This is a genomic window from Sphingomonas sp. LY54, from assembly GCF_035594035.1.
Lineage (GTDB): Bacteria > Pseudomonadota > Alphaproteobacteria > Sphingomonadales > Sphingomonadaceae > Allosphingosinicella.
The window spans coordinates 980,491-1,005,184 of the sequence record NZ_CP141588.1; the positions used below are offsets into that span (position 1 = coordinate 980,491).

The 24,694-nt window shown below is 67.4% G+C and carries 29 protein-coding genes, 1 tRNA gene and 1 pseudogene; 10 read left to right on the forward strand and 21 right to left on the reverse strand.

Going from position 1 to position 24,694, the window contains the following annotated elements; all coding sequences use genetic code 11:
- Positions 1-85: 85 nt before the first annotated feature.
- The 10 genes and pseudogenes from SH591_RS04985 to SH591_RS05030 all read right to left on the reverse strand — a co-directional run bounded on the left by SH591_RS04985 (position 86) and on the right by SH591_RS05030 (position 6,953).
- The gene (locus SH591_RS04985) at positions 86-466 is read right to left on the reverse strand and encodes a hypothetical protein (RefSeq protein ID WP_324750784.1); all 381 of its coding nucleotides are present in this window, start codon (positions 464-466) and stop codon (positions 86-88) included.
- Entirely contained in the window at positions 418-774 is a 357-nt protein-coding gene (locus tag SH591_RS04990) for a GTA baseplate fiber-binding domain-containing protein (protein ID WP_324750785.1), read from the reverse strand. The genes SH591_RS04985 and SH591_RS04990 overlap by 49 nt, the downstream gene beginning before the upstream one ends.
- A gap of 117 nt (positions 775-891) precedes the next feature.
- The gene (locus SH591_RS04995; RefSeq protein WP_324750786.1) at positions 892-2,256 is read right to left on the reverse strand and encodes a phage tail protein; all 1,365 of its coding nucleotides are present in this window, start codon (positions 2,254-2,256) and stop codon (positions 892-894) included.
- The gene (locus tag SH591_RS05000; protein WP_324750787.1) at positions 2,238-2,648 is read right to left on the reverse strand and encodes an NlpC/P60 family protein; all 411 of its coding nucleotides are present in this window, start codon (positions 2,646-2,648) and stop codon (positions 2,238-2,240) included. The genes SH591_RS04995 and SH591_RS05000 overlap by 19 nt, the downstream gene beginning before the upstream one ends.
- A complete protein-coding gene (locus SH591_RS05005) occupies positions 2,645-3,460 on the reverse strand; it encodes a DUF2163 domain-containing protein (RefSeq protein ID WP_324750788.1) in 816 nt (271 codons plus the stop codon). The genes SH591_RS05000 and SH591_RS05005 overlap by 4 nt, the downstream gene beginning before the upstream one ends.
- A pseudogene (locus SH591_RS05010) lies at positions 3,457-5,446 on the reverse strand (DUF2460 domain-containing protein). The gene SH591_RS05005 and the pseudogene SH591_RS05010 overlap by 4 nt, the downstream one beginning before the upstream one ends.
- Before the next feature lie 29 nt (positions 5,447-5,475).
- Positions 5,476-6,075, reverse strand: a complete 600-nt coding sequence (locus SH591_RS05015) for a tail tape measure protein (protein WP_324750789.1) — start codon at positions 6,073-6,075, stop codon at positions 5,476-5,478.
- Positions 6,068-6,274, reverse strand: coding sequence for a phage tail assembly chaperone (locus SH591_RS05020; RefSeq protein WP_322831838.1), 207 nt, complete (start codon positions 6,272-6,274; stop codon positions 6,068-6,070). The genes SH591_RS05015 and SH591_RS05020 overlap by 8 nt, the downstream gene beginning before the upstream one ends.
- Complete coding sequence (locus tag SH591_RS05025; RefSeq protein WP_324750790.1) at positions 6,271-6,579, reverse strand: gene transfer agent family protein; 309 nt, start codon at positions 6,577-6,579, stop codon at positions 6,271-6,273. The genes SH591_RS05020 and SH591_RS05025 overlap by 4 nt, the downstream gene beginning before the upstream one ends.
- A complete protein-coding gene (locus tag SH591_RS05030; RefSeq protein WP_322832311.1) occupies positions 6,576-6,953 on the reverse strand; it encodes a phage tail protein in 378 nt (125 codons plus the stop codon). Before SH591_RS05030 ends, SH591_RS05025 begins: the two co-directional genes overlap by 4 nt.
- Here SH591_RS05030 and SH591_RS05035 point away from each other — a divergent pair.
- The gene (locus SH591_RS05035) at positions 6,856-7,362 is read left to right on the forward strand and encodes a hypothetical protein (RefSeq protein WP_324751417.1); all 507 of its coding nucleotides are present in this window, start codon (positions 6,856-6,858) and stop codon (positions 7,360-7,362) included. The two genes, SH591_RS05030 and SH591_RS05035, sit on opposite strands and share 98 nt — an antisense overlap.
- Before the next feature lie 16 nt (positions 7,363-7,378).
- On the opposite strand, the gene SH591_RS05040 is transcribed toward SH591_RS05035, so the two are convergent.
- The 6 genes from SH591_RS05040 to SH591_RS05065 all read right to left on the reverse strand — a co-directional run bounded on the left by SH591_RS05040 (position 7,379) and on the right by SH591_RS05065 (position 11,426).
- Positions 7,379-7,765 (reverse strand): hypothetical protein, encoded by a 387-nt coding sequence (locus tag SH591_RS05040; RefSeq protein ID WP_324750791.1) that lies wholly within the window; start codon positions 7,763-7,765, stop codon positions 7,379-7,381.
- 43 nt (positions 7,766-7,808) lie between these two features.
- Entirely contained in the window at positions 7,809-8,348 is a 540-nt protein-coding gene (locus tag SH591_RS05045) for a head-tail connector protein (RefSeq protein ID WP_324750792.1), read from the reverse strand.
- A gap of 94 nt (positions 8,349-8,442) precedes the next feature.
- Positions 8,443-9,567, reverse strand: a complete 1,125-nt coding sequence (locus SH591_RS05050; protein WP_324750793.1) for a phage major capsid protein — start codon at positions 9,565-9,567, stop codon at positions 8,443-8,445.
- A gap of 13 nt (positions 9,568-9,580) precedes the next feature.
- Complete coding sequence (locus SH591_RS05055; RefSeq protein ID WP_324750794.1) at positions 9,581-9,985, reverse strand: HK97 family phage prohead protease; 405 nt, start codon at positions 9,983-9,985, stop codon at positions 9,581-9,583.
- Positions 9,982-10,293: a DUF6127 family protein gene (locus SH591_RS05060; RefSeq protein WP_324750795.1), complete on the reverse strand. Its 312-nt coding sequence runs from the start codon at positions 10,291-10,293 to the stop codon at positions 9,982-9,984. The genes SH591_RS05055 and SH591_RS05060 overlap by 4 nt, the downstream gene beginning before the upstream one ends.
- Entirely contained in the window at positions 10,293-11,426 is a 1,134-nt protein-coding gene (locus SH591_RS05065) for a phage portal protein (RefSeq protein WP_324750796.1), read from the reverse strand. The genes SH591_RS05060 and SH591_RS05065 overlap by 1 nt, the downstream gene beginning before the upstream one ends.
- A gap of 423 nt (positions 11,427-11,849) precedes the next feature.
- On the opposite strand from SH591_RS05065, the gene SH591_RS05070 reads away from it, so the two are divergent.
- A complete protein-coding gene (locus SH591_RS05070; RefSeq protein WP_324750797.1) occupies positions 11,850-12,383 on the forward strand; it encodes a hypothetical protein in 534 nt (177 codons plus the stop codon).
- A 55-nt stretch (positions 12,384-12,438) separates the two neighbouring features.
- Positions 12,439-14,484 (forward strand): M10 family metallopeptidase C-terminal domain-containing protein, encoded by a 2,046-nt coding sequence (locus SH591_RS05075; RefSeq protein WP_324750798.1) that lies wholly within the window; start codon positions 12,439-12,441, stop codon positions 14,482-14,484.
- A 57-nt stretch (positions 14,485-14,541) separates the two neighbouring features.
- On the opposite strand, the gene SH591_RS05080 is transcribed toward SH591_RS05075, so the two are convergent.
- Entirely contained in the window at positions 14,542-14,793 is a 252-nt protein-coding gene (locus SH591_RS05080) for a hypothetical protein (protein WP_324750799.1), read from the reverse strand.
- A gap of 212 nt (positions 14,794-15,005) precedes the next feature.
- Here SH591_RS05080 and SH591_RS05085 point away from each other — a divergent pair, with 212 nt between their 5' ends.
- Complete coding sequence (locus SH591_RS05085; protein WP_324750800.1) at positions 15,006-16,781, forward strand: SLC13 family permease; 1,776 nt, start codon at positions 15,006-15,008, stop codon at positions 16,779-16,781.
- Here SH591_RS05085 and SH591_RS05090 read toward each other — a convergent pair.
- Positions 16,778-17,419: a glutathione S-transferase family protein gene (locus SH591_RS05090; protein WP_324750801.1), complete on the reverse strand. Its 642-nt coding sequence runs from the start codon at positions 17,417-17,419 to the stop codon at positions 16,778-16,780. The genes SH591_RS05085 and SH591_RS05090 overlap by 4 nt on opposite strands.
- Before the next feature lie 176 nt (positions 17,420-17,595).
- On the opposite strand from SH591_RS05090, the gene SH591_RS05095 reads away from it, so the two are divergent.
- From SH591_RS05095 to SH591_RS05105, 3 genes are all read left to right on the forward strand, one after another.
- On the forward strand, positions 17,596-18,930 hold the full coding sequence (locus tag SH591_RS05095) for an MATE family efflux transporter (protein ID WP_324750802.1): 1,335 nt from the start codon (positions 17,596-17,598) through the stop codon (positions 18,928-18,930).
- A 108-nt stretch (positions 18,931-19,038) separates the two neighbouring features.
- The gene (locus SH591_RS05100; protein ID WP_324750803.1) at positions 19,039-19,428 is read left to right on the forward strand and encodes a PilZ domain-containing protein; all 390 of its coding nucleotides are present in this window, start codon (positions 19,039-19,041) and stop codon (positions 19,426-19,428) included.
- Between the two features lie 98 nt (positions 19,429-19,526).
- Entirely contained in the window at positions 19,527-20,450 is a 924-nt protein-coding gene (locus SH591_RS05105; RefSeq protein ID WP_324750804.1) for a MarR family transcriptional regulator, read from the forward strand.
- Between the two features lie 3 nt (positions 20,451-20,453).
- Here SH591_RS05105 and SH591_RS05110 read toward each other — a convergent pair.
- Positions 20,454-20,529, reverse strand: a tRNA-Val gene (locus SH591_RS05110).
- 350 nt (positions 20,530-20,879) lie between these two features.
- On the opposite strand from SH591_RS05110, the gene SH591_RS05115 reads away from it, so the two are divergent.
- Positions 20,880-21,692 carry a universal stress protein gene (locus tag SH591_RS05115; RefSeq protein WP_324750805.1) on the forward strand — a complete coding sequence of 271 codons (813 nt, stop codon included), beginning with the start codon at positions 20,880-20,882 and terminating at the stop codon, positions 21,690-21,692.
- A gap of 13 nt (positions 21,693-21,705) precedes the next feature.
- Here SH591_RS05115 and SH591_RS05120 read toward each other — a convergent pair whose 3' ends face one another.
- The gene (locus SH591_RS05120) at positions 21,706-22,269 is read right to left on the reverse strand and encodes a helix-turn-helix domain-containing protein (RefSeq protein ID WP_322831854.1); all 564 of its coding nucleotides are present in this window, start codon (positions 22,267-22,269) and stop codon (positions 21,706-21,708) included.
- A 92-nt stretch (positions 22,270-22,361) separates the two neighbouring features.
- Between SH591_RS05120 and SH591_RS05125 the strand changes: the two genes are divergently transcribed.
- Positions 22,362-22,865 (forward strand): DUF6456 domain-containing protein, encoded by a 504-nt coding sequence (locus SH591_RS05125; protein WP_324750806.1) that lies wholly within the window; start codon positions 22,362-22,364, stop codon positions 22,863-22,865.
- A 100-nt stretch (positions 22,866-22,965) separates the two neighbouring features.
- A complete protein-coding gene (locus tag SH591_RS05130; RefSeq protein ID WP_324750807.1) occupies positions 22,966-23,922 on the forward strand; it encodes a retroviral-like aspartic protease family protein in 957 nt (318 codons plus the stop codon).
- On the opposite strand, the gene SH591_RS05135 is transcribed toward SH591_RS05130, so the two are convergent.
- Complete coding sequence (locus SH591_RS05135) at positions 23,923-24,660, reverse strand: aspartate/glutamate racemase family protein (RefSeq protein WP_324750808.1); 738 nt, start codon at positions 24,658-24,660, stop codon at positions 23,923-23,925.
- Between the last annotated feature and the right edge of the window lie 34 nt (positions 24,661-24,694).

Sequence of the window (24,694 nt, forward strand, 5' to 3'; positions counted from 1 at the left end):
AGAGTTGCTCCAACTAAAAGCGCTCGCCGCGCCTCAGCGGCGCAGTTCCACTCAAGAAAAACAATGACTTGAGACGAATTCGTATCTAGTCCGGAATGACGGCCGTAGTGGGACGGGACTCAGCCCACGCTCCCATCTGGACTACGCTGACGGAGAAAGGCACCGCGATCCCGTCTGCCGCCTGTTGGCTGGTCGTATAGGTGAAGCGCGGCTCATCGAGGATGACGGCGCGCTCCCTGATTCCATCGGACACGATCAGGCGATACACCTCGGCCTCCTCTGCCAGCGGAACATCGAGCCCGTCTGACCAGGTCCAGCCCGCACGGCTGCGCCTTACCCAACTCAGGAAGAGATCCCCGGCGAGCCATGCGGCGTGCAGGTGGACAGGCGTCGGCGGGCGTATCGCTTCGCCGCTGATCAACAGAGTGGCCGTGGCTGGCTCATCATCGCCCATGCCGATGGCCAAGGCTTGGCAATGACCGCCGATCGCCGGCACGGCGGCTCCGCCAGGCGGAGCGTTTCAGGATCGAGAAGCAGAAACGGCTCCCCGATGGCGTGTGTGGCCGCGGCCCATTCGCTGCCACGCCGCCCGCGCACTAGGCGCGACACTCGGAAGCGTCGGTCGCCCAGCGGCTCGGCGGAACCGAACTGGATCAATTCGCCGCCCAACATGGCCGCGTTGGAGCCGCCGACCAGCGCGTCGTCGCTCCGGCTCTCCAGCCACATGTCGTCGTTCAGCAACTCGACATCGACGCTGCTCGCCGCGTCGAACAAGGCCGCATCTCCCTCGCCAAGCGCGGTCACAGCCGATCCCATGACTGCAGGAGGAGCCGTCGATCCCACCTCCTGCCATTCACCGCTGCCGAAGCGGATCGAGAGGGACGCCCGCCGTCAACCCTCGCCGCCCGCCGCCGCGATAGCCAGCTGGGGCCGCGTCAGGGCGCTGTCGCTGACCGGCGGAAGATCGAGCAGAAGCAGCGATGTGGGGCCATGATGCAGGTCGGGGTGGCCGATCGCCCGGCCTGGCTCGGCCGCCGGCGCTGGCAAGACACCCTCCCCCACCCGGACCAGCCCGAGGCTGACCACCATCCTGTCGAGCGTCCAGCGCTCTATCTTCCACAATCCCGGCTGGTCGGAGAGGCGGACGCAGGCGCCCGGCCGCATTGTCAGCCAGTTCCAGCTCAAATGCTGGGTAGCGGTCGTGCGCCCCGCCCAGAGGGCCGAGAGGCGCTGCTCCGCAATCGCCTTGGCCGCACCGGCGGAGAGGGTTGCCGGGAGCGCCAGCCGTTCGTGAGGCTGGCCCGCCGTCCCGCGCGTCGCGCGTTGGAGACCGGCCTGATAGTCACGCGCAGGGTCGTGATAAGCCACGCTGACCTCGCCGGTCAGCCCGCCCATCGCGCGCTGCGATACGTCGCCCGCTCCGCCGGCCCCATTGGCCGAGGTTGCGCCAGTGGATCTTCCGTCGACCAGGATCGGGGCCTCATAAGCCGAAACCAGCGAGAGCGCGCTGGCATCGCCGCGCAGCGACAAGGGGATCGCCTGGGCCAGCGTCTCCAAGACTGCGCGCACGCTATCTCCGCCGGCGGCGAACCCGCTCAGGTGGGGTGTACCCCCATCTTCTATCGCTCCCGCGCTGAGCTCTCCGGCCATAACACCCACCGAAACCGGTCCCGAATCCGCCTCCACTTCGAATGTCAGCGACGGGATCCGGTTACCGAAATCCTCGAGCTGCATGTCCTCGAACACCGCGTAGGCGAGCCCGCGATAGGCCGGCGCCTGGCCAGCGCCTTCGATCGCTGCGATCAAGGGGTCCACCTCCTGGTCCTCAGTTCCGAGATAGAGGCGATAACCGGTGGCGCTCTTGAAATCTCCGCCCGCCCCACGGAGCAGCTTCCCTTCGGCCCAGATCCGCCGCACGCCCTTGATGGGCCGCGCCGACAGCGCGACCGCAAACGACGCGGTATAGGAATAATCCGTCGTCTTCGGCCGGCCCTTGGTGCCCCCGCTCGTCCGCTTGTGCTCCTGGAGATCGGTGGCCCAGATGACCGTGCCCGCCACGCGCATCATCCCGAATATTTTCGGCAGTTCAGAGCCATAGGACGAGGTCTGGACCGCAAGGTCGCCGAGACGTGGTCCGTGGCGTCCTTTGGGCGCAAACAGCCGGCCGTCGATCTGCTGCCCGAGGATCGCGCCGATCGCAGCGCCGACGGGGCCGCCGACGGCGCCGCCCACGGCGGTCAGGACGAGAGTGGCCATGTTTCCCTCCACACCCGCCACGCCGCCAGAACCGGCCACGGCACCGCCCCCGGCCTCTCCACCACCCGCCGCATGCGAATATCCGCGTGAACGAAGCCGCCATCGACGAGCACCACGAAATGATGCTGGCCCGAACCTATACACACCAGCAGGATGTCGCCGGCCGCCGCGTCACCGGGCGCGATGGATCGGGCATGTCCGGCATATTGTTCGCTCAGTCCGTCCGGGGCGGCGCCGCGCATCGCATAATCGCTGGGCACCAGCTCCAGTGGCAATTGGGCCGCCGCCGCGACGAGTCCCACGCAATCCAGCCCGTGGTCCGGCCGCCGCCCTTGCGGGCGGAAGCGCACGCCGACCAGCGCTCGTGCGCGGTCGACGACGGACTTGTTCACGATGCACCCGGATAGCGGGTCAGCAGGTCCATCCCGGGCAGATGCGGTTCCCCGCGGAAATTTGCGCCGTTGGCGAACCGAACGGTGCATGTTGCGAAGCTCTTGTCGCAGCCCTCCATGACCTCGACCAGGTCGCCTGCGGCCGGCGGAAAGCGGGGCGGCTCGCGCAGCACGAGCCGGGTTCCCTCCGAAGCCAGCAGGCTGCTCTCCAGCCCGCTATTGGCCCCGCCGAGCCACCGCAGCCGTCCATAACCATAGGCGTTTCCGGCCGCCCCTTCCGCAATGTGGATCACGTCTTCGCTCTCCACCGCGATTATCCGGGTCGTGGTAATGCGTGAGGCCATCGCTACGCGGCACCTCTTGTCCCCCAACGTGGCGCGGCATTCGGGGGACGTCTGCTCGACCACGGGCGTATTGAGCCGCGCGGCGGGGCCACGCAGTTCCGTCGTAAAACCGTTGCGCTCGATGCTGACGTCGCCGAATTCGCCGCGGGCAAGCAGCACTTGCTCGCCGTCAGGATCCTCCCAATCGATCGCGAAGATCGAGACTGCGGCGCCGTCCCACCGTCCGGCCGAGAGATCAGTCCGGCTGATGGCCTCGCTCGTCAACGCACCCGAGACTTCGAGCGTGTCGAGCTCGAAACCGTCGGAAAGGGTGATAGCCGATGGCAGCATCCCAGGCATGGCGCGATAGCGCAGGTGGGCGATCACCAAATCCTGGTCGTGGGTGGTGAAACCCAGGCAGACGCCGTCGCGCCGTTCCACCCGCCAGCAAAAGGCGATCGTGCCGAGCGCGCTGTCGACGAAGCTCACGACTCCCTGACCTCGACCAGCGGCACCGAAGGGACTTCGCCGGCCGCAAAGGTTGCTCGGGTGACGCTCAACCGGTCTTCGGCAAAGCGCACCGGGACGTCGAAGCGATAGCCGGCTCGGACCACCGCACCTGTCGGGAGCGGCGTTTCGAAGCGCACCACCCCGCCCGCAGCCAGTATCCAGCCCGACACCTGCTCCACGCCGTCGACCGATACCCGGACGCTTCCCGCCACGGGCCGGGTTATCCGCCGCACCTGGTCCTCATAATGTTTGATCAGCGGGAAGTCGGTGCGCAGCCCGTCGCCGACCCCGATCGGCTGGTCGTCCGCTTCCGGCTCACCCGTCATGCCGTGCGAGCTGTGATCGTAGGGATCTTCGAATCGGAAGGCGACCGCCGCCCCGCGCCGCGCGCGGAAGAAGGCGATCAGTGCCTGCAATTCGGCCTCGCCGCGCAGCCCCGGTCCGGCGTCGAACCGCAGCCGCGCGTCGGCCCAGCCTTTCGGTTGCCTCGGCGATGCCCCGCGCCGTCGCGCCGGCATTGCCGGCGATCACCCAATCATAATCCTCGAGCTGGAGCACGTCGAAGGCGGGCGCCGCCCAGCCGATCGGGATATTGGCCCGCCTCGCCTCCGCCCCGTCGAGCACCGTCGGGAGATAGACCAGCAAGAGGCTTTCCGCCGACGGGACCTCTGCCTTCACGGCCGCGACGAGCGAGGCGGTCGATGCCGCCAGCAACGCTCCCGCCTGGTCGAGCAGATCCTTCTGCGCCGCATCGAGCGGCTGCCGCACATCCGCGATCGATACCGGATTGCCGCCGAGTGCCGCCTTCGCGGCATCGTCGTAAAGGCATATCTGCCCGTCGCCCGTCACCCACCACCACGGCTCGCCCACCTGGAACCGCACGGCTGCGCCTGCGTCGCGGGCGATGGCGCCGAAGGCCCGCCCCACGGCCTGGAGGTAATTCATCGCTCCCGCATGCGCGGGCGACAGCAGGGTCGAAGGGGGCACCCAGCCGGTCAGCGCCGGCGCGCCCGCTTCGGTGCGCTGCTTCCAGTCGTTCCAGCAATGCGCATCGAACAGCTCGTAGCTGAGCGAAAGGATCACCGAGATGCCGAGCGCGTGCGCGCGGGCCAGGAAGTCGCGATGCCAGGCCGCGCACGAGATGTTGAGCGCACTGCCGGCAAGGCTCACGTAGAATCCGCTGCCGAGCGGCTCGAGCCGGAAATAATGGCTCATCCCGACATAATGGTTGATCTCGTTTCGATAGCCGAGCTGCACGATGTTCCGCAGCAGCCGCGCCGGCGTCAGATGGTAGAGATCGTCATAGCCCGTGGCCATCCGCAGCCGATGCTCGGGCACCAAAGTCTCGCCGATCGCCAATACCGAGCCGGCCCCGTCGCAGGCGATGCCGCTTATCTCGGCCCAACCTTCTGCCGGCGCGGAAAAGGACGCAGCCTCCCCGCTGTAACCGGGCGGCACGAGCGAGATGAACAGACGGTCGATGTCGCCGGCCCAGACCGGATCGGCTTCGTCCGGCAGGAGGAACCCGCCCGCCAGATTGGCAAAGTCGATCGCGACCATGGCATCATCCGGGGCGCCCGTGGCGTAATTCCAGAGGCGCACGTACCAGCTTTTCGGCTGGCCGGCAGCGTCGCGGCCCTCGATCGTCAGCGTCGGCCCGTCGATCGCGTCCAGGCCCTTGATGCCGCTGCTGCGCCAGCGAAAGCGCAGCCGACAACCGCGGAAGTCGCGGTCGGTTTCATAGGCGAGCAGCGGATTGTCGAACCGGTCCTCCGCTTCCCAAATCAGTCCGGCCAGGTCGTCGGCCTTGTAGAAGACGGCATCGACGCGCAGTGAGTCCGGCCCCGTAGTGACGACGCTCGCCATCATCGGCCGCGGGAAATTCACCGACCAGAAGCGCGCGTCGAACCGCTTCAAATGACCGAAAACCTTCGCGGCCGCAGAAGGCGCGAGCCAATGCCCCATATCGTCCTCCCGTCCGCTAAGTGCTGGGGTCAATCTTCGACGCGGAGCAGCGCCTGCTTGACCGCACGCGCGACCTGGCGGCTCGATCGCGCGAGCGCCTGCGGCTCCGCCCCCGCGGGCGCATTGATCGTGATGTTCATGCGGATTTCCCGGCTTCCTCCCCGCAGCGGGCCCGCTGACCCGGTCTCGATCCGGCCGCTGGAGGTCGGCACGAACAATTCCGGCCCCCGTTCGCCCACGCGATAGGCCCGGTTCGGGGCGACCAGCCCGCCCGTCGCCCGCCCCGGCGCGCCGAGCACGGCGATCAGGAGTTGGCTCGCCAGCGCGCCAAGGCTGCCGCCGCCGCTCTCGGCGCCGCCGTTTCCGCCGAACGCCGCGCCGATGCCGGACCGGATGGCCGCGGCAGCAATGTCGGCCATCACGGCCAGTGCGAGGCTCTTCAGCTCCTCAAAGCCGAACTTCCCCTTGCGCACGGCCCGGGCGAGCGCATTCTCCAGTCGCAGTCCGGCGCGTTCGGCCGCATCGCCGAACGGTCCGTCGAGCTGCGATCGCATCTCCGCCACGTCGCGGGCGAATACGGCTGTGTCGGCGCGCACGCTGACCAACAGCCGATCGATGTCCTCATCCATCCGGAAACATCTCCTGAAGCCGCTCCATTTCCGCGCGCGACGCGGTCGGTGGCTCCTGGCCGCGCATCGCGCTGACAATGGCGGCCAGCTCAGCCGGCGTGGACCGCCAGAATTCCTCCGGACGCCAGCCGAGCAGGAGCCCGGCCAGCCCGGCCCAACGCGCCGCCGAGTTTGCGAACGTCGCCGCTGGCTCGGTCACCGGCCCTGCAGGATCTGCATGAGCAGTCGCTTCAGGATCGGAGTCATGGCGGCGAGCCCTGCTTCGGCGATCGCGGCGCCGATCCTTTCCTTCGTCACCATCTCAGGCCGGTCCTGGACGCAATGCCAGAACAAGGCGGCCATCTCGGACAGTTTCAGCGCGCCCTCGGCCGCGCGCTCGACGAGGGCGAACAACGGGCCCAGTTCCTCCTCGGCGGCGACCAATGCCTCGAAGCTCGGCCGCAGCGTCAGCGGCTCGCCGCCCACCAGCAGCCTCGCCTCCCCCCGCGCCAGGTTGGGGGTCACAGCGGCACCACCGGGCCGGCGCTTTCGAGGTTCAGCGCGTAATTGCGCTCGCCATTATAGTCGCCGGAATAGTCTAGCCGGGTCACCAGGAACTTGCCCTGCATGCGCTCGCCGCTCTCGAAGCTCAGCTCATAGTCGTCGACGATCCCGGCCAGCGCGTTCGACTTGAGACGGCTTTCGGCCGCCGATCCGCTGAAGATCCCGCTCCCCGAAACCGACACAGATCGAATGCCGGCGCCCGACAGCAATTCGCGCCACGCGCCCGAATCCTTCGAAGTGACGTTCACCGCTTCGCCGTTCACGGACATCTGCGTGGTCCGCATGCCCGCAACGGTCGAAAAGACCGGCGGCTCGGCGCCGTTTCCGACCTTCAAGAGGAATGTGCTTCCCTTTTCCGCGCTCATGTATCATTCTCCCTATAGTCAAGCTCAAGCACTGGAACTCGCCATGATTTCTTATGCGCTTGTTGCGGCTCTGATGATTATGGGGCCGCTTTCCGGATCGACTTCAGCCTCCCGCAATGCTTATTCGCAGTGCATCAATGCGTTCATGAAGAAGAGCCTTGCCGACAAGCTCGACACCCAGGCCTTCGGCACGGCGGTTGCGAGCGCCTGTCAGGCCGAAGCCACCGCCTTCCGCAACGCCGTCGTCTCCAAGGCCACCACGGACGGGTTCAAAAAGGCCGAAGCCGAGCAGATGGGCAAGGACGAGGTCCTCGACTATCAGATCAACGCGACCGAGATGTTCAGCGAATATAGCGAGAACAATACGACCCCGAGCTGATCGAGGCGCCAAGTCGTTAGGCGACTTCCATCACCCTGATGCGATGCTCGACGAGCAGCGCCCGGATGCCTTTCTGCTCAACGGTCCGCGAACGCAGGAACAGGGCTGACGCCACGCGCCAGCCGGGCAGGTCTCGTCCCAGCGTCTCCCCGGCCTGTTCGGCGGCCGCCCTCATGGCGGCCAGCCGTTCGCTCTGCCCGCCTGCGACCCGCACGACGATCGCGGTGCGAAGCTCGCGCCCCTGCCAGCTCTTGCTGCTCCAGTCTGCCGAGGCGGGCTCGCCCACTTCGATCCGCGGCAGCACCGGCGCGTCGGCGCCATAGACGGCCACCCCGTCCAGGACGGGCTCGCCTTGCAACGCCGCTACCAGCGCCGTCCGCACCGTCTGCGCAGCATCGCTCATCGTCCACCTCGCTTCGCTTGCCGTCCGACGATCCGCGGTCGCTTCACTGCAGCCGCAACCGCCGCCAGGGCCGCCATAAGGCGGTCACGGCCGCGGGCGGCCCCATGTCTCCTGCCTCGTCGCGATGGGCGTGCAGGTGGGCTGCGAGCCGCACCATTCCCTGACGCAGCGCGTCGGGCACCTGCGTCCATTCGGCCGCCATCCCAGCCTCGTAGCTGACCTGCACCCGCCGGATGTCGCCAGGCCCGGTAATCCGGATCCAGCCGTCCCCTTGCGCATCGATGTCGATGGCAAAGGCGTCGACGGGCAGCGCGACCGGTTCGCCGTCCGCGGGAAGCCCCTGGATCGTCGAGATCGCCCGGACCGGCGTACGCCCCAACCGCTGCCACGCAGCGCTGGCCGGCAGGACTTCCTTCACCTCCCGGGCGATCGTGACCTGGCCGGTGAAGCGTTCGCACAGTTCGGCGCCGCTCCGCATCCAGCCGGCAATCAATCCGTCATCGGCTTCCCCGTCGACGCGCAAAAAGGCTTTGGCGTCGTCCGTCGCTTGCGGCGGCAAGACGATAGCATCGCTCCCGATCATGGCTGCTCCTTCCCCCCGATGGTTGCGCCGCGCGGGCCAGGGGACAGTCCGCGCGGCGCCCTCCCCTTCCGAAGAAGGGGAGTGCCATTCTGTGTCAGGCGCTGAACTTCATCAGCTTGATCGCCTCGGAATTGGCCACCTGCCCGCCGACCCGCTTGGTCGCGTAGAAGTGGACGAACGGCTTGTGGCTGTAGGGGTCGCGCAGGATCTGGGTCTCGGTCCGCTCCGCGATCAGATAGCCCGCCTTGAAATGGCCGAAGGCGATCGACAGGCTGTCGGCCGCGATGTCGGGCATGTCCTCGGCTTCGACCACGGGATAGCCGAGCAGGGTGTTCGGCTGGCCCGTCGTCAGGCTCGGCTGCCAAAGGAACGCGCCGTCGCTCGTCTTGAACTTGCGGATCCGCGCGGCGGTCGCCGAATTCATCACGAACACCGCGCCCTGCCGGTAGGGCGGCCTCAGCGCCTGGACGAGGTCGATCAGCCGATCCTGCGGGCTCGAGGCCGCGAAAGCGCCGGCGGCGCCGCTGGTCACGAACTGCAGCGTCCCGAACGGCCGGACGGAATCGCCCGCGGCCGAAACCGGCGCCTGCAGGAAACCCTTGGGCCGGTTGACCCCCGATCCGCCGACGAACGCAGCGCCCTCGGCGCGTGCGAATTCGGTCGCGATTTCATCGGCCAGCCAGCCTTCGACGTCGAACGCGGCATCGTCGAGCATGGCCTGCGTCGCCGCCGGGTTCGCATAAAGCTCGCCGAACGGCGGCGCGATTTCGCTAAAGCTCGGCGTGTCTGTCTCGATCCGCGCCGCATCCTCGGCGACCCAGCCGGACGGGATCCCGCCGGTGGTCACGAGCTTGCGATAGCCGGCCGAGCCGACCTTCACGACATTGGCGATCGCGCGGATCGGCGAGATCGCGGTCAGCGTGCGGTCGATGCGTGCGTCGATCTCCTCGGGCACGGCATAGCCGCCGGTGCTGTCGGACGTGCCGGCCAGCGCTTTCAACTCCACTCCCGCCTCGACGCCGCGCCGCAGATAATTCTCGACGAACGGCGAGCGTTCGGCCTGCGCGCCGCTCAAGGCCGGGCGCGATGCCGCCACCGCCTGCGCGTCGATGCGCGACTTGAGCTGCGCCATTTCCTCGCGCAGCTGGGCCACGTCCTCGTCCTGCCGCTCCAGCGCCTCGAACGAGGCCTCCAGCGGATCCGCCTTCACTTCCAACATGTCGTCTCTCCCGTCATTGATCGTCCACCGCATGCACGCGCGCCCGGGGCTGCATCGGAAAGGTCACCAAGCTGATCTCGACCAGGTCGACATCAAGCAGCTCGCGCATCCCGGATCCGCTCGCTTCGTCTTTCGCCTCGCGCACCCGGTATCCGAAGCTCAGCCCGCCGAGCGCGCCGTCCCGGATCAGCGCCGCCGCCTCGTTGCCGGCCGCTCCGGAGGAAAGCCTCCCGATCACGCGGAGGCCCCTTCTGTCTTCGGCGAGATATTCGATGCGGCCGATGGGCCGGGCGCGTTCGTGCTGCCAGAGCAGCGGCACCGCTCCCGCCTTCACCGCGCGGGCGAAGGCTCCGGCGCGCACCACGTCTCCGCCGCGATCGGGCCGGTCGAAGATCGCGGCATAGCCGGCAAACCTCACCGCACGAGCTCCGTCAGGCCGAGCTTCACCGCCATGCCGACCAGCAGCACCGCCAGCAGGGTGCGCATGGTCCAGTCGACCACTGCCTTCCACGCCGCTTTCTTGGCGTCGCGCCAGGCCTGGAGAAGCTGTCGCAGCTCGTCCATGTCGCGGCGAGCATCCTGGCCGGTGAGGCCGAGCGTCCCCAATGCGCGCTCCGCGCCTGTCTCGCTCGCTTCCTCGATCAGGGCGCGCAGGGTGACGAGGTCCGCGCCCTGCGCCTCGGCCTGGGCCATCAGCCGGGCCAGCATCGATGCCGAATCCGTCATTATGCGCCTTTCCCTTCGGCGAGCGGTTCGAAGCCGAGCATCTCGCGTTTCTCCTGTTCGGTGAGGAATTCGGCGGCCGAGACCTGCGCCCACAGACGCTCCCTGTCCTCGGCAAGCGCAGTGACCTGATCGATGTCGAGCGTCAGGCCCTCCCCCGGCCACCAAGCCGAAAGCGCGCCGGCGATCCCGCCCAGGATCTTCTCGGCGAGCGGCAGGATCGTGAGCCGCCACAAGGCCCGGTTGGCTTCGCGGTAATTGGCGTAGGTCGCGTCGCCCGGCAGGCCGAGCAGCATCGGCGGCACGCCGAAGGCCAAGGCGATCTCCCGTGCCGCGGCGGCCTTAAGGCCGACGAAGTCCATGTCGGCGGGCGTGAGACTCATCGCCTGCCAGCGCAGGCCGCCCTCGAGCAGCATCGGCCGCCCGGCATTGGCCGCGCCCGCGAACCCCGCCTCCATCTCCGCCTTCAGCCGTTCATATTGGTCGGGCGAAAGGGGCATTCCCTTCTCGCCCGGATCGAACAGCAAGGCCCCGGATGGCCGCGCGGCGTTGTCGAGCAGCGCCTTGTTCCAACGCGTGGCCGCATTGTGGATCGCCACCGCGCCCGCCGCGGCTCCCAGGCAGCCGAGCCCATAATGATCGTCGAGCGGGTGCATCGCTTTCAAATGCACGACCGACGGCCGGCCGAGCCCGTCGCGCGCCGCCATCCGGCTCTTCGCCTGCCCGGCTTTGTAGACATAGGCGAGCGGCCACCCTGCCGCATCGGCCTCGACGCTGACCCGCTCGGGCCGCAGCGGAAACAGCTCCGCCGGCACGCCGTCCGCGTCGAGCAGGATTTGGATGAAGGCATTGCCGTGCAGCAACAGCTGCGCCGCCACCGCTTCCAGCAATGAAGGCCGGACCAGGGACTCCATCTGCGCGCCGGCCACGGCCGCGCCGGAGGCATAAACGGGCGCGCCGCCGATGCCTTCCGCGACGAGCCGGACGGCGCGCTGCGCCACCGGATTGTGCAGATAGGCTTCGCGGACCTGCTGTTCGTAGCCCCGCGGCCAGGGCTCGCCGGCGAGCCCGCTCCATCCGCGCAGCAGAAAAGGCCGAGCGGCGACGCGCCCGGCCTTGCGGCCAAACCATTTCATCGATGTCTCCCGCTTGTCCGGACAGCGGCAGCAAAAAGGCCGCGACGGCTTCCCGTGCGGCCCTGCTACAATTCTCCAGCTTGGCTTAGTGGTACCATAACAGCGTGACGCTGTCAACATCTTTTTACCGTTTTGGTTCTACAACGATGCAAGTTAAGTGCGAATGCGCCGAACGTTTCGCAAGTAGTATGAGTCGAATCACGCCTGTCCCAAAATTGGTCCGCAGTTGGCCGCGAGGCGACTTGTAGAGCTTCGAAAAATCGAGCAAGTCTTCGCCCAGTCGAGCAATTCCGCCAATTTGAAGGCGTTGACACATCGTAAAATTACTGTGAAAATCAAAACACTTAGGGCGGATTGCTCCGCGCCTCGATCCCGGGGGATCGTTCGGCGCGCTTCACGACATGGTGGCGGGAGGGGAATGGAATGGGTTTCCGTGACGGCTGTCTGCATGCCTTCCAGGCCCTGGCGGCGATGGCCGCCGGTGCGCTGCTGGTGAGCACACCCGCCCTCGCAACCACACCGCTCTTGATGTGGAAAGACGTGAAGCAAATCGCCGTCCATTGCCTGGTCGTCCCGGACCCTGCCATGCCGGCGACCCGCGCGCTCCAGTCCGCGCTCTGCGACCGTGTCTGCACCCTCGCTGCATCCGGCGCTCCCGCACCCGTCGACGTGGTGGGCTTTGCCGATCCGGCCTTGATCGCGCCCGGCACGGCGGTGATCCTGGTCCACGCTTCGGTCGAACCCGCCGGCCGCGACGAACGGCTCCTCGCCTTCAGCATCCGCCCGTTCCGCGTCTCGGCGGAACAGACCACGACCTTGTTCGGCGCGGCGCCCCGCGCCGCGAAGATTCCGGTTTCAGGCGTCGCCAGCGCGGCCCTGGATAAGGCGCTCGGCGCCGCATTGTCCGAAACCCTGCCATGGCTCGCACGGCCGGAGGGGCCACGGATCATTCGCTAGCTTCCATCAACCACCAGAGTTTTGAAGCAAAAACAGCCAAGGAGAGGCTTTGCCCATGTCGACTGAAATCCTTCACAGCGCGGACACTCTCAACTGCGCCTGCGCGGCCTGCACCTCGTTTCGCGGCGTCGATCTTGACGTTCCCGCAGACGCGTCGCTCGATCCGCTGGCCGGCGGCACCGCCAACGGCAAGCCGATCTGGACGCCCGAGCAGATCGCCGCTTATCTGAACCGCACCGGCGGCCAATGGGGCGACGGCGTCAACGACATGATGCCGACCGGCGGCGACAAGAATGTCATCACCTTCGGCTTCCACGAGAACCAGCAGAGCCTGTTCGACAACGGCTATGTCTATGCGAGCGGGAACCAGCTGTTCGGCCTCGCCGAATATTTCCAGTTCGCCGCGTTCAACGCTGCGCAGCGCGACGCGACCCGCGAGGCCTTCCAGTATTGGGACGACATCCTCGCGGTCTCGTTCCAGGAAACCGGCGCCTATGAGGGTGACATCAACTTCGGCAACCTGACCAATTCGCCGAACACCCAGGCCTATTCGCGTATCCCCACCACCGGTCTCGCCACCACCCTTGGCGGCCAGGTCGCGGGCATCGCCGGCGACGTCTGGGTATCGGTCCACCAAGTCTCGAACTTCCAGTTCGACGAGGGCCTGTACGGCATGAACACGCTGGTCCACGAGATCGGCCACAGCCTCGGCCTCTCGCACCCGGGCGGCTATAACTTCGGCCCCGGCTTCGCGGTCACCTACGGCAACGGCGCCGAATACGCCCAGGACGCGCGCAACTACTCGATCATGTCCTACTGGAACCCGCGCGACATGGGTTCGACCGCCAGCGGCGTCCCGACCCGCGACTTCGACTGGAGCCTCATGTCGATCGCTTACGGCTCGACGCCGATGGTGCACGACATCCTCGCCGCGCAGAACATGTACGGCGCGGACATGACGACCCGCACCGGCGACACGGTCTACGGCTTCAATTCGAACGCTGGCCGCGACGCCTTCGATTTCGAGAAGACGCCGTGGCCGACGATGGCGATCTGGGATGCGGCCGGTAACGACACGCTCGACGCGTCGGGCTTCAACGTCACCCAGGTGATCGACCTCACCCCGGGCTCGCTGTCGAGCATCAGCGGCATCACTTATGAGGACGCGCTCGCCACCTTGAGCTTCGAGCAGGTCAACGCTAACCGCGTCGCGGCCGGCTACACCGCGATCACCCGCGCGACCTATGACGCCAACATGGCGGCATTTGCGGCGGACCCGAACTTCCGTGGCCGCCTCACCGACAATGTCGGCATCGCCTACGGTGCGGTGATCGAGAACGCCAAGGGGGGCTCGGGCAACGACACGATCTACGGCAACAACGTCGACAACGTCCTCACCGGCAACGCAGGCAATGACGTGATGGAAGGCCGCGGCGGCAACGACACGCTCGACGGCGGCGCTGGTGCCGACGTCATGAAGGGCGGGATCGGCAACGACATCTACATCGTCGGTGAAGCCGGCGACGTCGTCGTCGAGAATGCCGGCGAAGGCCTCGATACCGTGCTCTCGTCGATCGATTACACGCTCGGCGCCAATGTCGAGAATCTCGATCTCACGGGAAGCGCGATCTCGGGCACCGGTAACGAGCTCGACAACCGCATCAGCGGCAACGGCCTCACCAACATCCTGACCGGTGGCGACGGCAACGACGTGTTCGTGGCCGAGATGAACGACGTGCTGACCGCGTCCAAGTTGGGCGCGATCTCGGTCGACATCCTGATGGACTTCGATGCCGCCGGCGACGACGTCATCGATCTCAGCGCCATCGACGCCGATCTGACGCAGGACGGCCACCAGGCGTTCAGCTTCGTCGGCAAGTCGAGCACCAACAATGCGGGCGATCTCGGCTACAAGACCTACGGGAACGTCAATGCCGCCGAAAAGGCGCTCGGCTTCGACATCGATGGTCTCGCCGACAGCGCTCACAGCGGCCCGATCACGGTGATCTTCGGCAACAACGACGCCGACAAGGACGCCGACTTCGCGCTCGTTATCTACGGTACGCCTCAGATCGAAGCGACCGACTTCCTCTTCGCCTAATCGCGGAGCCGAAATGGAAACGCTCCTGGAGCCCCGCTCCGGGAGCGTTTTCGCATCTCAGGCGGCGAAAGCCGAGGGCATGAAGGGCTTCCAGTTGCGGCTGTGGCCGCCGACGCCGCCCTGGACCCTTCCTTCCGAGAGCGGGATCGCCGTTCCGCAAAAGCCGCACTCCGCCGTCAGCCGGCCGACATACCAATGGGAGTGGCCGCAGCCGGGGCAGTGGTTGGTTTCGTCGTCGGGGTAGACGACGCAATATCCGCGGACGGCGGGATCGTGCGGAAAGGTCTTGGCCTGGCGTTCGGTCAGCATGTTGGCGGGTTCCTCGTATTTGCCCCCCGCCTATCAGGCCCTCCGCGCTGGCGCGGTCTTTGTTCGACGGCTGCGGTCATGGTTTCGACGAGGACGTGATCCTCGACGAAAGCCGCGCGGCACGCGATGAAGCTGCCCGGCCAGGATTTTTTCGCGCGCCGTGCGGCGCTCCGATCCGATCCGCGTTGATGCCCCGCGACAAGGGGGACTGAATGACGATCGACCAGATGCTCGCTTTTGCGGTTCTCGCGGGCATGATGCTGCTCTTCATCTGGGGGCGGATCCGCTACGATATGGTCGCGGTGCTGGCGCTGCTCGCGGCGCTGGTCCTTGGCATCGTCCCGGCAGACAAGGCCTTCACCGGCTTCAGCGACGATATCGTGATCATCGTCGGCTCGGCGCTCATCATAAGCGCGGCGGTCGCTCGCTCGGGGATCGTCGAAGCCGTCATCCAGCGCGTCGCCGGCCGCTTCTCCAGCATGGGGTCGCAGCTCACGATCCTCGTCGGATCCGTCACGTTGCTGTCCGCCCTCGTCAAAAATATCGGCGCGCTCGCGATGCTGATGCCGGCCGCCTTCCAGATGGCGAAGCGCTCCAACACCTCGCCCTCCTGCCTGCTGATGCCGATGTCGTTCGGCTCGCTGCTCGGCGGACTCATCACTTTGGTAGGCACCTCGCCCAACATCATCGTCAGCCGCGTGCGCGAGGAAATGACCGGTCAACCTTTCAGTATGTTCGACTACACGCCGGTCGGTCTCGGAATTGCCCTGACCGGGCTAGTCTTCCTCCGCTTCGGCTACCGCCTCCTGCCGACCAACCGCCGCGCTGCGCCCACCTTGGGTGAGGCACTTATGATTGACGACTACACGACCGACGCCCGCATCCCTGCCAACAGTCCTGCCGACGGGATCAGCGTCGTCGCCTTCAAGCAGCTGACCGAGAACGAAGTGGAAGTGACGGGCCTCCACCGCGGCGAACGCCGCCGGATCCGGCCGCTGCCCGATGCGGTCCTGAGCGCCGGCGACGTGCTGATCCTGGAAGGCGAGCCCGAAGCGCTCGAGCGGGCCATCGCCACGGCCGGACTGAGACTGGAGGGCCAGCAACGCTCCGCGTCCCGCGAGAAGTCGCCATCGGACGTCGGCGTCATCGAGGCCGTGATCGGCACCGACTCCGTCTTGGTCGGCGACGCCGCCAGCCGGGTTGCTCTCCACGACCGTCACGGCGTCAATTTGCTCGCCGTGTCGCGCCGCGGCGAGCGGCTGACGAAGCGGCTGCGGGATCTGGAGCTCTGCCCGGGCGACGTCATCGTGCTGCAAGGTCCGCTCAGCACCTTGCCCCTGCGCCTACAGGAAATGGGCTGCCTGCCGCTGGTCCAACGCAACATCCGTCTCGGCAGTGCCCGCCGCGGCCTCGTGCCGTTGGCCATCCTCGGCGGCGCGATGGTCCTGACCGCGATCGGCTGGGTTCCAGTCGGCGTCGCCTTCTTCGGCGCGGCAGCGCTCGTCATGCTCACCGGTTCGCTCCCGGCGCGGGAGGCCTATGCCCATGTCGAATGGCCGATCCTGATCATGATCGGTGCGCTGATCCCGGTCAGCGACGCCCTGCGCACCACCGGCGGCACCGATCTCATCGCCGGCTGGCTGTCGGCGACCGCCACTAGCCTCCCGGCCTGGGGCGCCGTCGCCCTGATCATGATTGCTGCGATGGCGGTGACGCCGTTCCTCAACAACGCCGCCACGGTGCTCGTCATGGCGCCGATCGCCGCGCTTTTCGCCAATGATCTCGGCTACCGGCCCGAGGCCTTCCTGATGGCCGTCGCGGTAGGCGCCGGCAGCGACTTCCTCACGCCGATCGGCCACCAGTGCAACACGTTGGTCATGGGGCCGGGCGGCTATCGCTTCGGCGACTATGCCCGCCTTGGCGCGCCGCTTTCGGTGCTCGTCATCCTGGTCGGCGTGCCGCTCATCCTGGCGGTGTGGCCGCTTTAGGCGGTTCGCGCCAGGAAGGCCGTCTCGCGCTCCACCCAGCTCCGGAAGCTGTCGCGGGCCAGCATCGCCTCGACATAAGCGGCGAGCTTGGGCCGTCCATCCGCCCACGCCACGCCCAGATGCTGCAGGTTCACGAACGGACTGGCGACCGCGATGTCCGCCAATGTCAGGCGATCCTCGATCAGCCAGCCGCTGTCCGGAATGATGCGCTCCAGATAATCCAGGATCGGCGGCAGTTCCTCGCGCTCGGCCTTGTCGGCGGTCGCCAGATCGCCGTCCCGTTTCATGAAGCGGGGCGCGACGACGCGATTGAAGAACATCTTGGTCCCGCAGCCGGCCAGGATCGTGTCGGCGAATTCGTCATACCAGATGGTCCGGGCCCGCGCCTTGGCCTCCAGCGGGATGAGGTTAGGCTCCGGCATGATCGCGTCGAGATAGGTGATGATCGCGCTCGAATCCGAAATGCCGAAGTCGCCGTCGCGGAAGGCGGGGATCTTCTTGAACGGGCTGGCCTCTAGGAACTCCGGGTCGTCCGAGCCCAGAGGCAGCGGCCGCGATTCCAGCTCGAGCCCCTTTTCCGCTCCGAATGCCAGCACCTTGCGCACGAAAGGCGAGATGGACGAGCCGTAAACGATCATTCCCCGGACCCCTAAATAGGTTTCTTTATGCAACTTCTATATTCCGGTGATGGAACGAACTCAAGCTGGTCCGTGTGAATGCGGTTGGGCTCGCGTTCCACTTGCTCTAACGGGCGCAGCCTATGCACGAGCGCCCCTCATCGTCTGCTCTCTGGCGCGAAGAGATTCGCGCGACAATGCTGCTCGCCTATCCGCTGATCCTGACCAATCTCGCCCAGGCCGCGATCCACGCGACCGATGTGGTTCTGCTCGGCTGGGTCGGCTCACGCTCGCTCGCGGCCGGGGCACTCGGCGTCAATCTGTTCAACGCCGTGCTGATCTTCGGCACGGGTCTCGTCACGGCCTCCGCGCCGATGATGGCGCGCCAGCTCGGCCGCCATCGCCACAGCGTCCGTGAAGTCCGCCGCACCGTTCGCCAGGCGATGTGGGCCGCCGTCGCCATCGCCGTTCCCTTCTGGGTTTTGCTCTGGCAGGCCGAGCATATCCTGCTCTTCTTCGGGCAGGAGCCGGGGCTGGCTGCGGATGCCGGCGGCTTCGTGCGGGCGCTCCAATGGGGGCTCCTCCCCTATTTCTTCTTCCTGATCCTGCGCAGCTTCGTGTCCGCGCTCGAGCGACCGCTCTGGTCGCTCGTCATCGGCGGCGGCGGGGTCCTGTTCAATGCGATCGTCAATTACGGTCTGATCTTCGGCCATTTCGGCCTTCCCCAGCTCGGGCTGCTCGGGGCCGGCATCGGCAGCGCGCTGTCGAACCTGCTGATGTTCGTCGGCATGGCGATCGTGGTCACCCGCCACGAGCAGTTCCGGCGCTACCGCCTGTTCGGGCGCTTCTGGCGTGCCGACTGGTCTCGCTTCGCGGCGATCTGGAAGCTCGGCCTCCCCATCGCCGTCACGCTCACCCTCGAGGTCACGATCTTCAACGCGGCGGTCTTCCTGATGGGCCTGATCTCGACCGAAGCGCTCGCCGCCCACGCGATCGCGATCCAGATCGCGGCTTTGTCCTTCATGATCCCGCTCGGCCTCGCCCAGGCGGTGACGGTGCGTGTCGGCCTCGCCTTCGGCCGCGGCGACCGCGCCGGCATCGCCCGCGCCGGCTGGACCAGCTTCGCGATCGGCGAGGCCTTCATGGTGGTGATGGCGCTCATCCTCGTCGCTATCCCCCACCTCCTGGTCAACGCCTTCCTCGACGAGAGCGACCCCGCCAATGCCGAGGTGATCGGCCTCGCCGTCTCGTTCCTCGTGGTCGCCGCCCTGTTCCAGATCGTCGACGGGGCGCAGGCGGTCGGCGCCGGCATGCTGCGCGGCCTTCACGATACGACCGTGCCGATGCTCTACGCGCTGGTCGGCTATTGGGTCATCGGTCTCGGCACCGGGGTCTTTCTCGCCTTCGGTCTGGAATGGGGCGGCATTGGGCTTTGGCTCGGTCTCGCCCTCGGCCTCGCCGTGGTTTCAATATTGATGATCCTGCGCTGGATGCGCCGCGACCGGCTCGGCCTCATGCCCGAAGCGCATTAGGCGCACCGCGCCCGTCTCGCCCTTAATGCGGGACGGGCTGATGATCCGTTCCGGGACGCCCCAAATTGGCGTCTCGACTCCTTCGCGCCGACCGCTGTCTAAGGCGGGATGCCGTTGCACGCCTATCCGCTCCACCAACCTGGGACCCGCCTTTACGGTGGTCATTACCAGCGCAGCACGCCGCGGGCGTCGGTGCGGATCGCGGCCTCCCTGCGCGAGCCGGCCAAGCCTTCAGGCCCGGTCACCGTCACCGACCTGTCGGCGCGCGGCTGCCGCATCCTTACCAGGCAGCGCCTGGCCCCTGGCACGATCGTGTGGCTCCGCCTCCCCGGCATCGAAAGCTGGTACGCCACGGTGGTCTGGGCCGCGGGCGGTGCGGTCGGCCTCGATTTCGACCGGCCGTTCCATCCGGCGGTCGCCGACAAATTGATCGACACGTACCGGACGGCATTCCCGCTGCGCGAATGGACCGCCGAGATGCGGCGCCGCTTCGGCTGAACCCGCCCGCAGGCGCGTCCGATATGGATGCGCTTGCCCGCCTCTTGCTCGGCAATGGTATCAAAAGGCCGAAAAGCGGGGGACCAGAGGGGGTTAGCTTGGATGCGGAAAGCGAAAGCCACGCCCAAGGAATAGAATATAGCGCGCAACCGAGCCTGTTCGTGCTGACCGACGGGGACGCGGCCACCGAGCGCGTCCGGAGCGCCGCCGCCGCGCTCGGCTATCGCATAGCCGATGTCGCCCCCATCGATGCCGCTGTGTCGCGTCTCGACCGTCAGGCCGGGCTGGACGCCGTCGTCGTCGAGGTGGATCGCGATCCCGGGCCGGCGCTCGACGCTCTGCTCGATCGGCTGGAGGCCCGCGCGCGCTCCGGCGGCCACGGCAGCGTCGTCGTCGCGCCCCCCGCCTTGCTCGATGCGGTGGCCGCGCGAACCCCGCATCCGCGCATCCAGCACCTCTGCGATCCCCTGCCGCACGACCGGATCGCCGCCCTTGCCCTCGCCGTCGCCGCGCCGCCGGCCCGACTGCACGACATACGCCGGCAGCAGGGCCCGGTCCGGCTCCAGCAGTTGAGCGAGGAGATCGGTCGGATCGCCTCCCTGCTCGCAACCCTGTCCGAGACCGAGGCGATCGAGCCGGCACCTCGCCACGCCGGAGACGAGGAAGGCGACCACCCGGTCGGCCCGGCCGAGATTCGCGCCGTGCTGCGCGCGCGCCGGATGCGCGACCGCTATTTCAACGGCGAATTCTTCGCCGATCCGGCGTGGGACATGATGCTGGACCTGCTCGCCGCCCGGCTCGAGGGTCAGCGCGTCGCCGTCTCGAGCCTCTGCATCGCCGCCGCGGTGCCGCCGACCACGGCCCTGCGCTGGATCAAGCTCATGAGTGAGCACGGCCTGTTCGTGCGCAGCGCCGATCCGCAGGACGGCCGCCGCGTCTACATCGCTTTGTCGGACCAGGCTGCCGCCAGCCTGGGCGCCTATCTTCGCGCAGTGCAGCGCCTGTCGCCGCTGGTGATCTGAAGATGGTGGGCGCTGACGGGCTCGAACCGCCGACCCTCTCGGTGTAAACGAGATGCTCTACCAACTGAGCTAAGCGCCCGCATGGGGAATGCGGCTATCTAGGCCGTCTGGCGCATCCGTCAAGGCGGCGCGCCGTCGCATTGCGCCTCATAGCCAGCCCATGACGGCCAGCAGAAGCAGGGTCGCGACCACCGAGATCAGGATCGATCCGAGACAGCCCAGGCGGTTGGAAAAGAGAAAGAACAAGAATCGTCTCCCGCAATGTGGTGCCGGACAACGAACCCGATGCGCATTGGGCTCCCGCGCCTCTTCCGATCGGTGGGAGCACTGTTCCGCTGCGGCGAAGACGGTTAGTGTGACGGTGACGAAGCCCGGCGGCCGATCTCCAGACGGGAGTTGCCGCCCCGGGCCCTGCCCGGGAGGCGCGCGATGAAATCCATTCTGCTCTACGCCAACGAGGACGGCGGCACGGCCGCCCGGCTCGAGGCGGCGCTGACGCTGGCGCGGACCTACGACGGGCATGTCGTCTGCCTGCAGGCGACGCCCTATGATTCCTATATACTCGGCGATCCGTTCGGCGGCGTCTATGCGCTGCCCGAGGTGGTCGAGCGGGTCCGCGAGGCCGAGGACGCGCACCGCTCCCGTGTCGAAGCGATGCTCCCGCGCGAGGGTCTCTCCTGGGAATGGCAGCGCGTGGACGGGGCGCCTGTCCAGTCCCTCATCGACCGCACCCGCTTGGCCGACGTGGTCGTGGTGAGCCTGCCTCCGCGCAACGACCAGGGCAAACGGGGCACGACCGGCATGGCGGGGGACGTCGCTCTGCACGTGCGCGCGCCGGTGCTCGCCATGCCCATGGAGGCCCGGGCGTTCGACCCGCTCGGCGTTGCCGCCGTCGCTTGGAACGGCTCGATCGAAAGCGCGCATGCGCTCCGCCTGGCCTTGCCGCTGCTGGCCCGGGCGCGGAGCGTCCATCTGATCACCGTGGACGGCCGCCAGCACGACTTCGCGGCGAGCCAGGCGCGCGACTATCTCGCGTTCCACGGCATCGGCGCCGAAGTGCGCGAATGGCCTCTCCAGGAACCGGGTATCGCGACCACCTTGATTGCCGCGGCCGAGTCGCTGGACGCCAGTTACCTGGTGATGGGCGCCTACGGCCATTCGCGCCTGCGCGAGGCCGTATTGGGCGGGGCCACGCGCGACCTGCTCGATTCCAGTCCCATCCCGCTCGTATTGGCCCACTAGGCCGCGGCTCCGTCTAGAGCGTGCGGATCAGGCGGATGGCCACTGCGGCCCAGGGCGGATCCGCGACCACCAATTGACGCTGGCCGCCGCCCAGCGGCAGCACGTGAAGCTTGCCCTCTTCGCGCCCGATCAACCGCCCGAACAGGAAGCGCCCAGCCGGCCGCGGCAACAGCAGGTCGCGGTTCATCGCGCGGCCGAACTCGTCCGGCGTCAGGCGATGGCACCAGATTTCGTCGCCGCTGCGATAGTCGCCGATCCCGGAAGCCACCGTGACCGCGACCAGCCCGGGCTCCGCTTGCGGGGGAATCGCCACGCCTTCGCGCCGCGGCGCGTGCGCACCGTCATGTTCGAGTACCGCCGCCACCGGGATGTCGGCGCGATCGGGCAGCTTGACGAGATCCCCCGCCTCCACGCCGAGCGCGCGTGCAATCCGGTTCAGCCATCCCACCGAGACGGTGCGCGTGCCCGTCTCCAGCCGCCCGATCGTCTGCGGCGTGGTCGGCGGCTCGCAGCGGTCCGCAACGTCCTGCAGCGTCATCTTCTTGGCCCGGCGAACCTCGCGGATACGCGTGATCATGCCCCGTCCCCTAACCCGTGTGGTTATTTCATTTTCCTACACAAGGGCCGGAATGGCAATAGCAAAGATGAATCGAGTCGCAGGAGAAGAGCATGGCCGCACCCAAACGCAACCGCCTGCTGGCCGAACGCGCACTGCCCGAGGACGGCGAGCAGCGGGGCTCAAGCCCGGTTCGCACGCGCCGCGCCCGCTCGGTGACTGTGAACCTCGCCGAATCCCCGTTGGCCTGGCTGCGCGCACGCGGGCATATCGACGAGCGTCAATTTGCTGCCGGCGAGCATCTGCGCGTCGACTGGGAACGGTCGCAGCTGCCGCCGCGCGTCACGATGCGCTGGGATGCTCCGCCGCTCGCGCGCGGCCGTGGCGGGGCTCCGGGCCCCGCCGATCCGACCGAGGCGCAGCTTGCCGCCCGCCGCCGCTTTGAGGCGGCGACGGCGGCGGTCGGCCCGGGCCTCAGCGATGTTCTGTGGCGCATCGTCTGCGCGGGCGAGGGGATGCGCGATGCCGAGCGCGCGCTCGGCTGGCCGGCGCGCGCCGGCAAGCTCGTCCTCGGCTTGGCCCTCGATCGGCTGGCCGATTTTTACCGCCAGCGCTGAGCGCCCTTTCGACCAGCGTGCCGAGCACTTCGACCAAAGGCTTTGGCGAGCTAGCCGACAAGGCGTACAAGCGATCCGAGCGGACGGCGGAAGGAAATGTATGAGCATACGGTTGTTCTGCCTCCTCGCGTCCGCGGCGGCGCTCGTCGCGCCGCTTCATGCCCAGCCGGTGCCGAGACCCGATGACAGCGCCGCCGACGTGCTCGGCTATGCGCCCGACGACTCCCAAAGGATGACGGTCCCGGTCAGCATCGGCGGCAAGGGTCCGTACCGGTTCATCGTCGACACGGGTGCCGAGCGGACGGTCATCGCTCGCGAGCTTGCCCACGAGCTCCGCCTTGGCCCCGGCGATAGCACGATTCTGCACAGCATGACGGAGGTGCAGGAGACACCGACTGTCCTGATCCCCCGCTTGGAAGTGAGCAGGAAGACGGTGAGGGATATCCACGCCCCTGCTCTGGCGCGCGCGCACCTCGGCGCGGAAGGCATGCTCGGCGTGGACAGCCTGCAGGCTCAGCGGGTTCTGTTCGATTTCGTGCGCCAAGAGATGTCGATCTCGCCGTCGCGCGTGCGCGAGCCACGCTGGGACTCGGATACGATCGTGGTCACGGCGCGCAGTCGCTTCGGTCATCTGATCCTGGTCGATGCGGCCGTCGACGGCGAGAAAGTGAATGTGATCCTTGATACCGGGTCGCAGGTCACGATCGGCAACAATGCCTTGCGTCGCAAGCTCGCCAAGAAGGGCAAGCTGCGCTTCACTGTCCCGATCAGCTTGCTCAGCGTCACTGGAGGCGTCACTCAGGCGGATTATACTGCGGTTAAGAAGCTCCGGCTGGGCGGCGTCGACATCACCGACATGCCGATCGCCTTTGCCGAGGTGCACCCGTTCCGCAAATTGAAGCTCACCGACAAGCCGGCGCTGCTGCTCGGAATGGACGCCCTCAAATTGTTCGAGCGCGTCTCGGTCGACTTCGCCACCCGCAAGGTACGCCTGCTGCCTCCCGGCACCGCGCAGGCGGATCAGCCGCGCCGTTATGCCGGGCGTCTCGTCCGCTGATCAGGCGGCGCTTGCCACCTTTTCGGCCTGCGTCGCGCCCGGAGCGTCTTCCGCGAGGATCCATTCGACCGCTGCCTGGCAGTGAAGCGCCGTCGTGTCGTAGACCGGCAGCACGTTGGCGCCGGTATCAACCAGCATGACCAGCTCGGTGCAGCCGAGGATCACCGCTTGCTGCCGCGCCTGGCTCATATGGGTGAGGCAGGTCTTGAGCGCGCGCTGCGACGTCCGCGTCACCTGTCCCCGGGTCAGTTCCTCATAGATGATGCGATCGATCTCGCGGGCTTCGGCCGGCGCCGGCGGCGTGACGGCGATACCGTGCGCCTCGATCCGCTCGCGATAGAAAGGCTCCGACATCGTGAAGCGCGTCCCCAGCAGGCCGGCCCGCCGCACGCCATCCTTGGTCAGCCGCGCCGCGGTCACGTCGCCAATGTGGAGGATCGGCACGCCCACCGCCTCGGACACGCGCTCGAACGGCTTGTGCATCGTGTTGGAGCCGATGATCAGGCCCTCGGCCCCGGCCTGCTCGAGCCGACGTGCCGATGCGATCAGCACCTCGGCGAGCGCGTCCCATTCGCCGTCATGCTGCAACTTGGCGACGGGTGCGAAATCGAGGCTGTCGATGATCAGGGGCGCCGAGTTCAGCCCTCCGAGCCGCCGCGCCACGCCCTTGTTGATCTGCTCGTAATACATGGCGGTCGAGACCCAGCTCATCCCGCCGATCAATCCCAATTTACGCAAAGCCCGTTCACCCCGAAAGAAACCGAATCCGCTC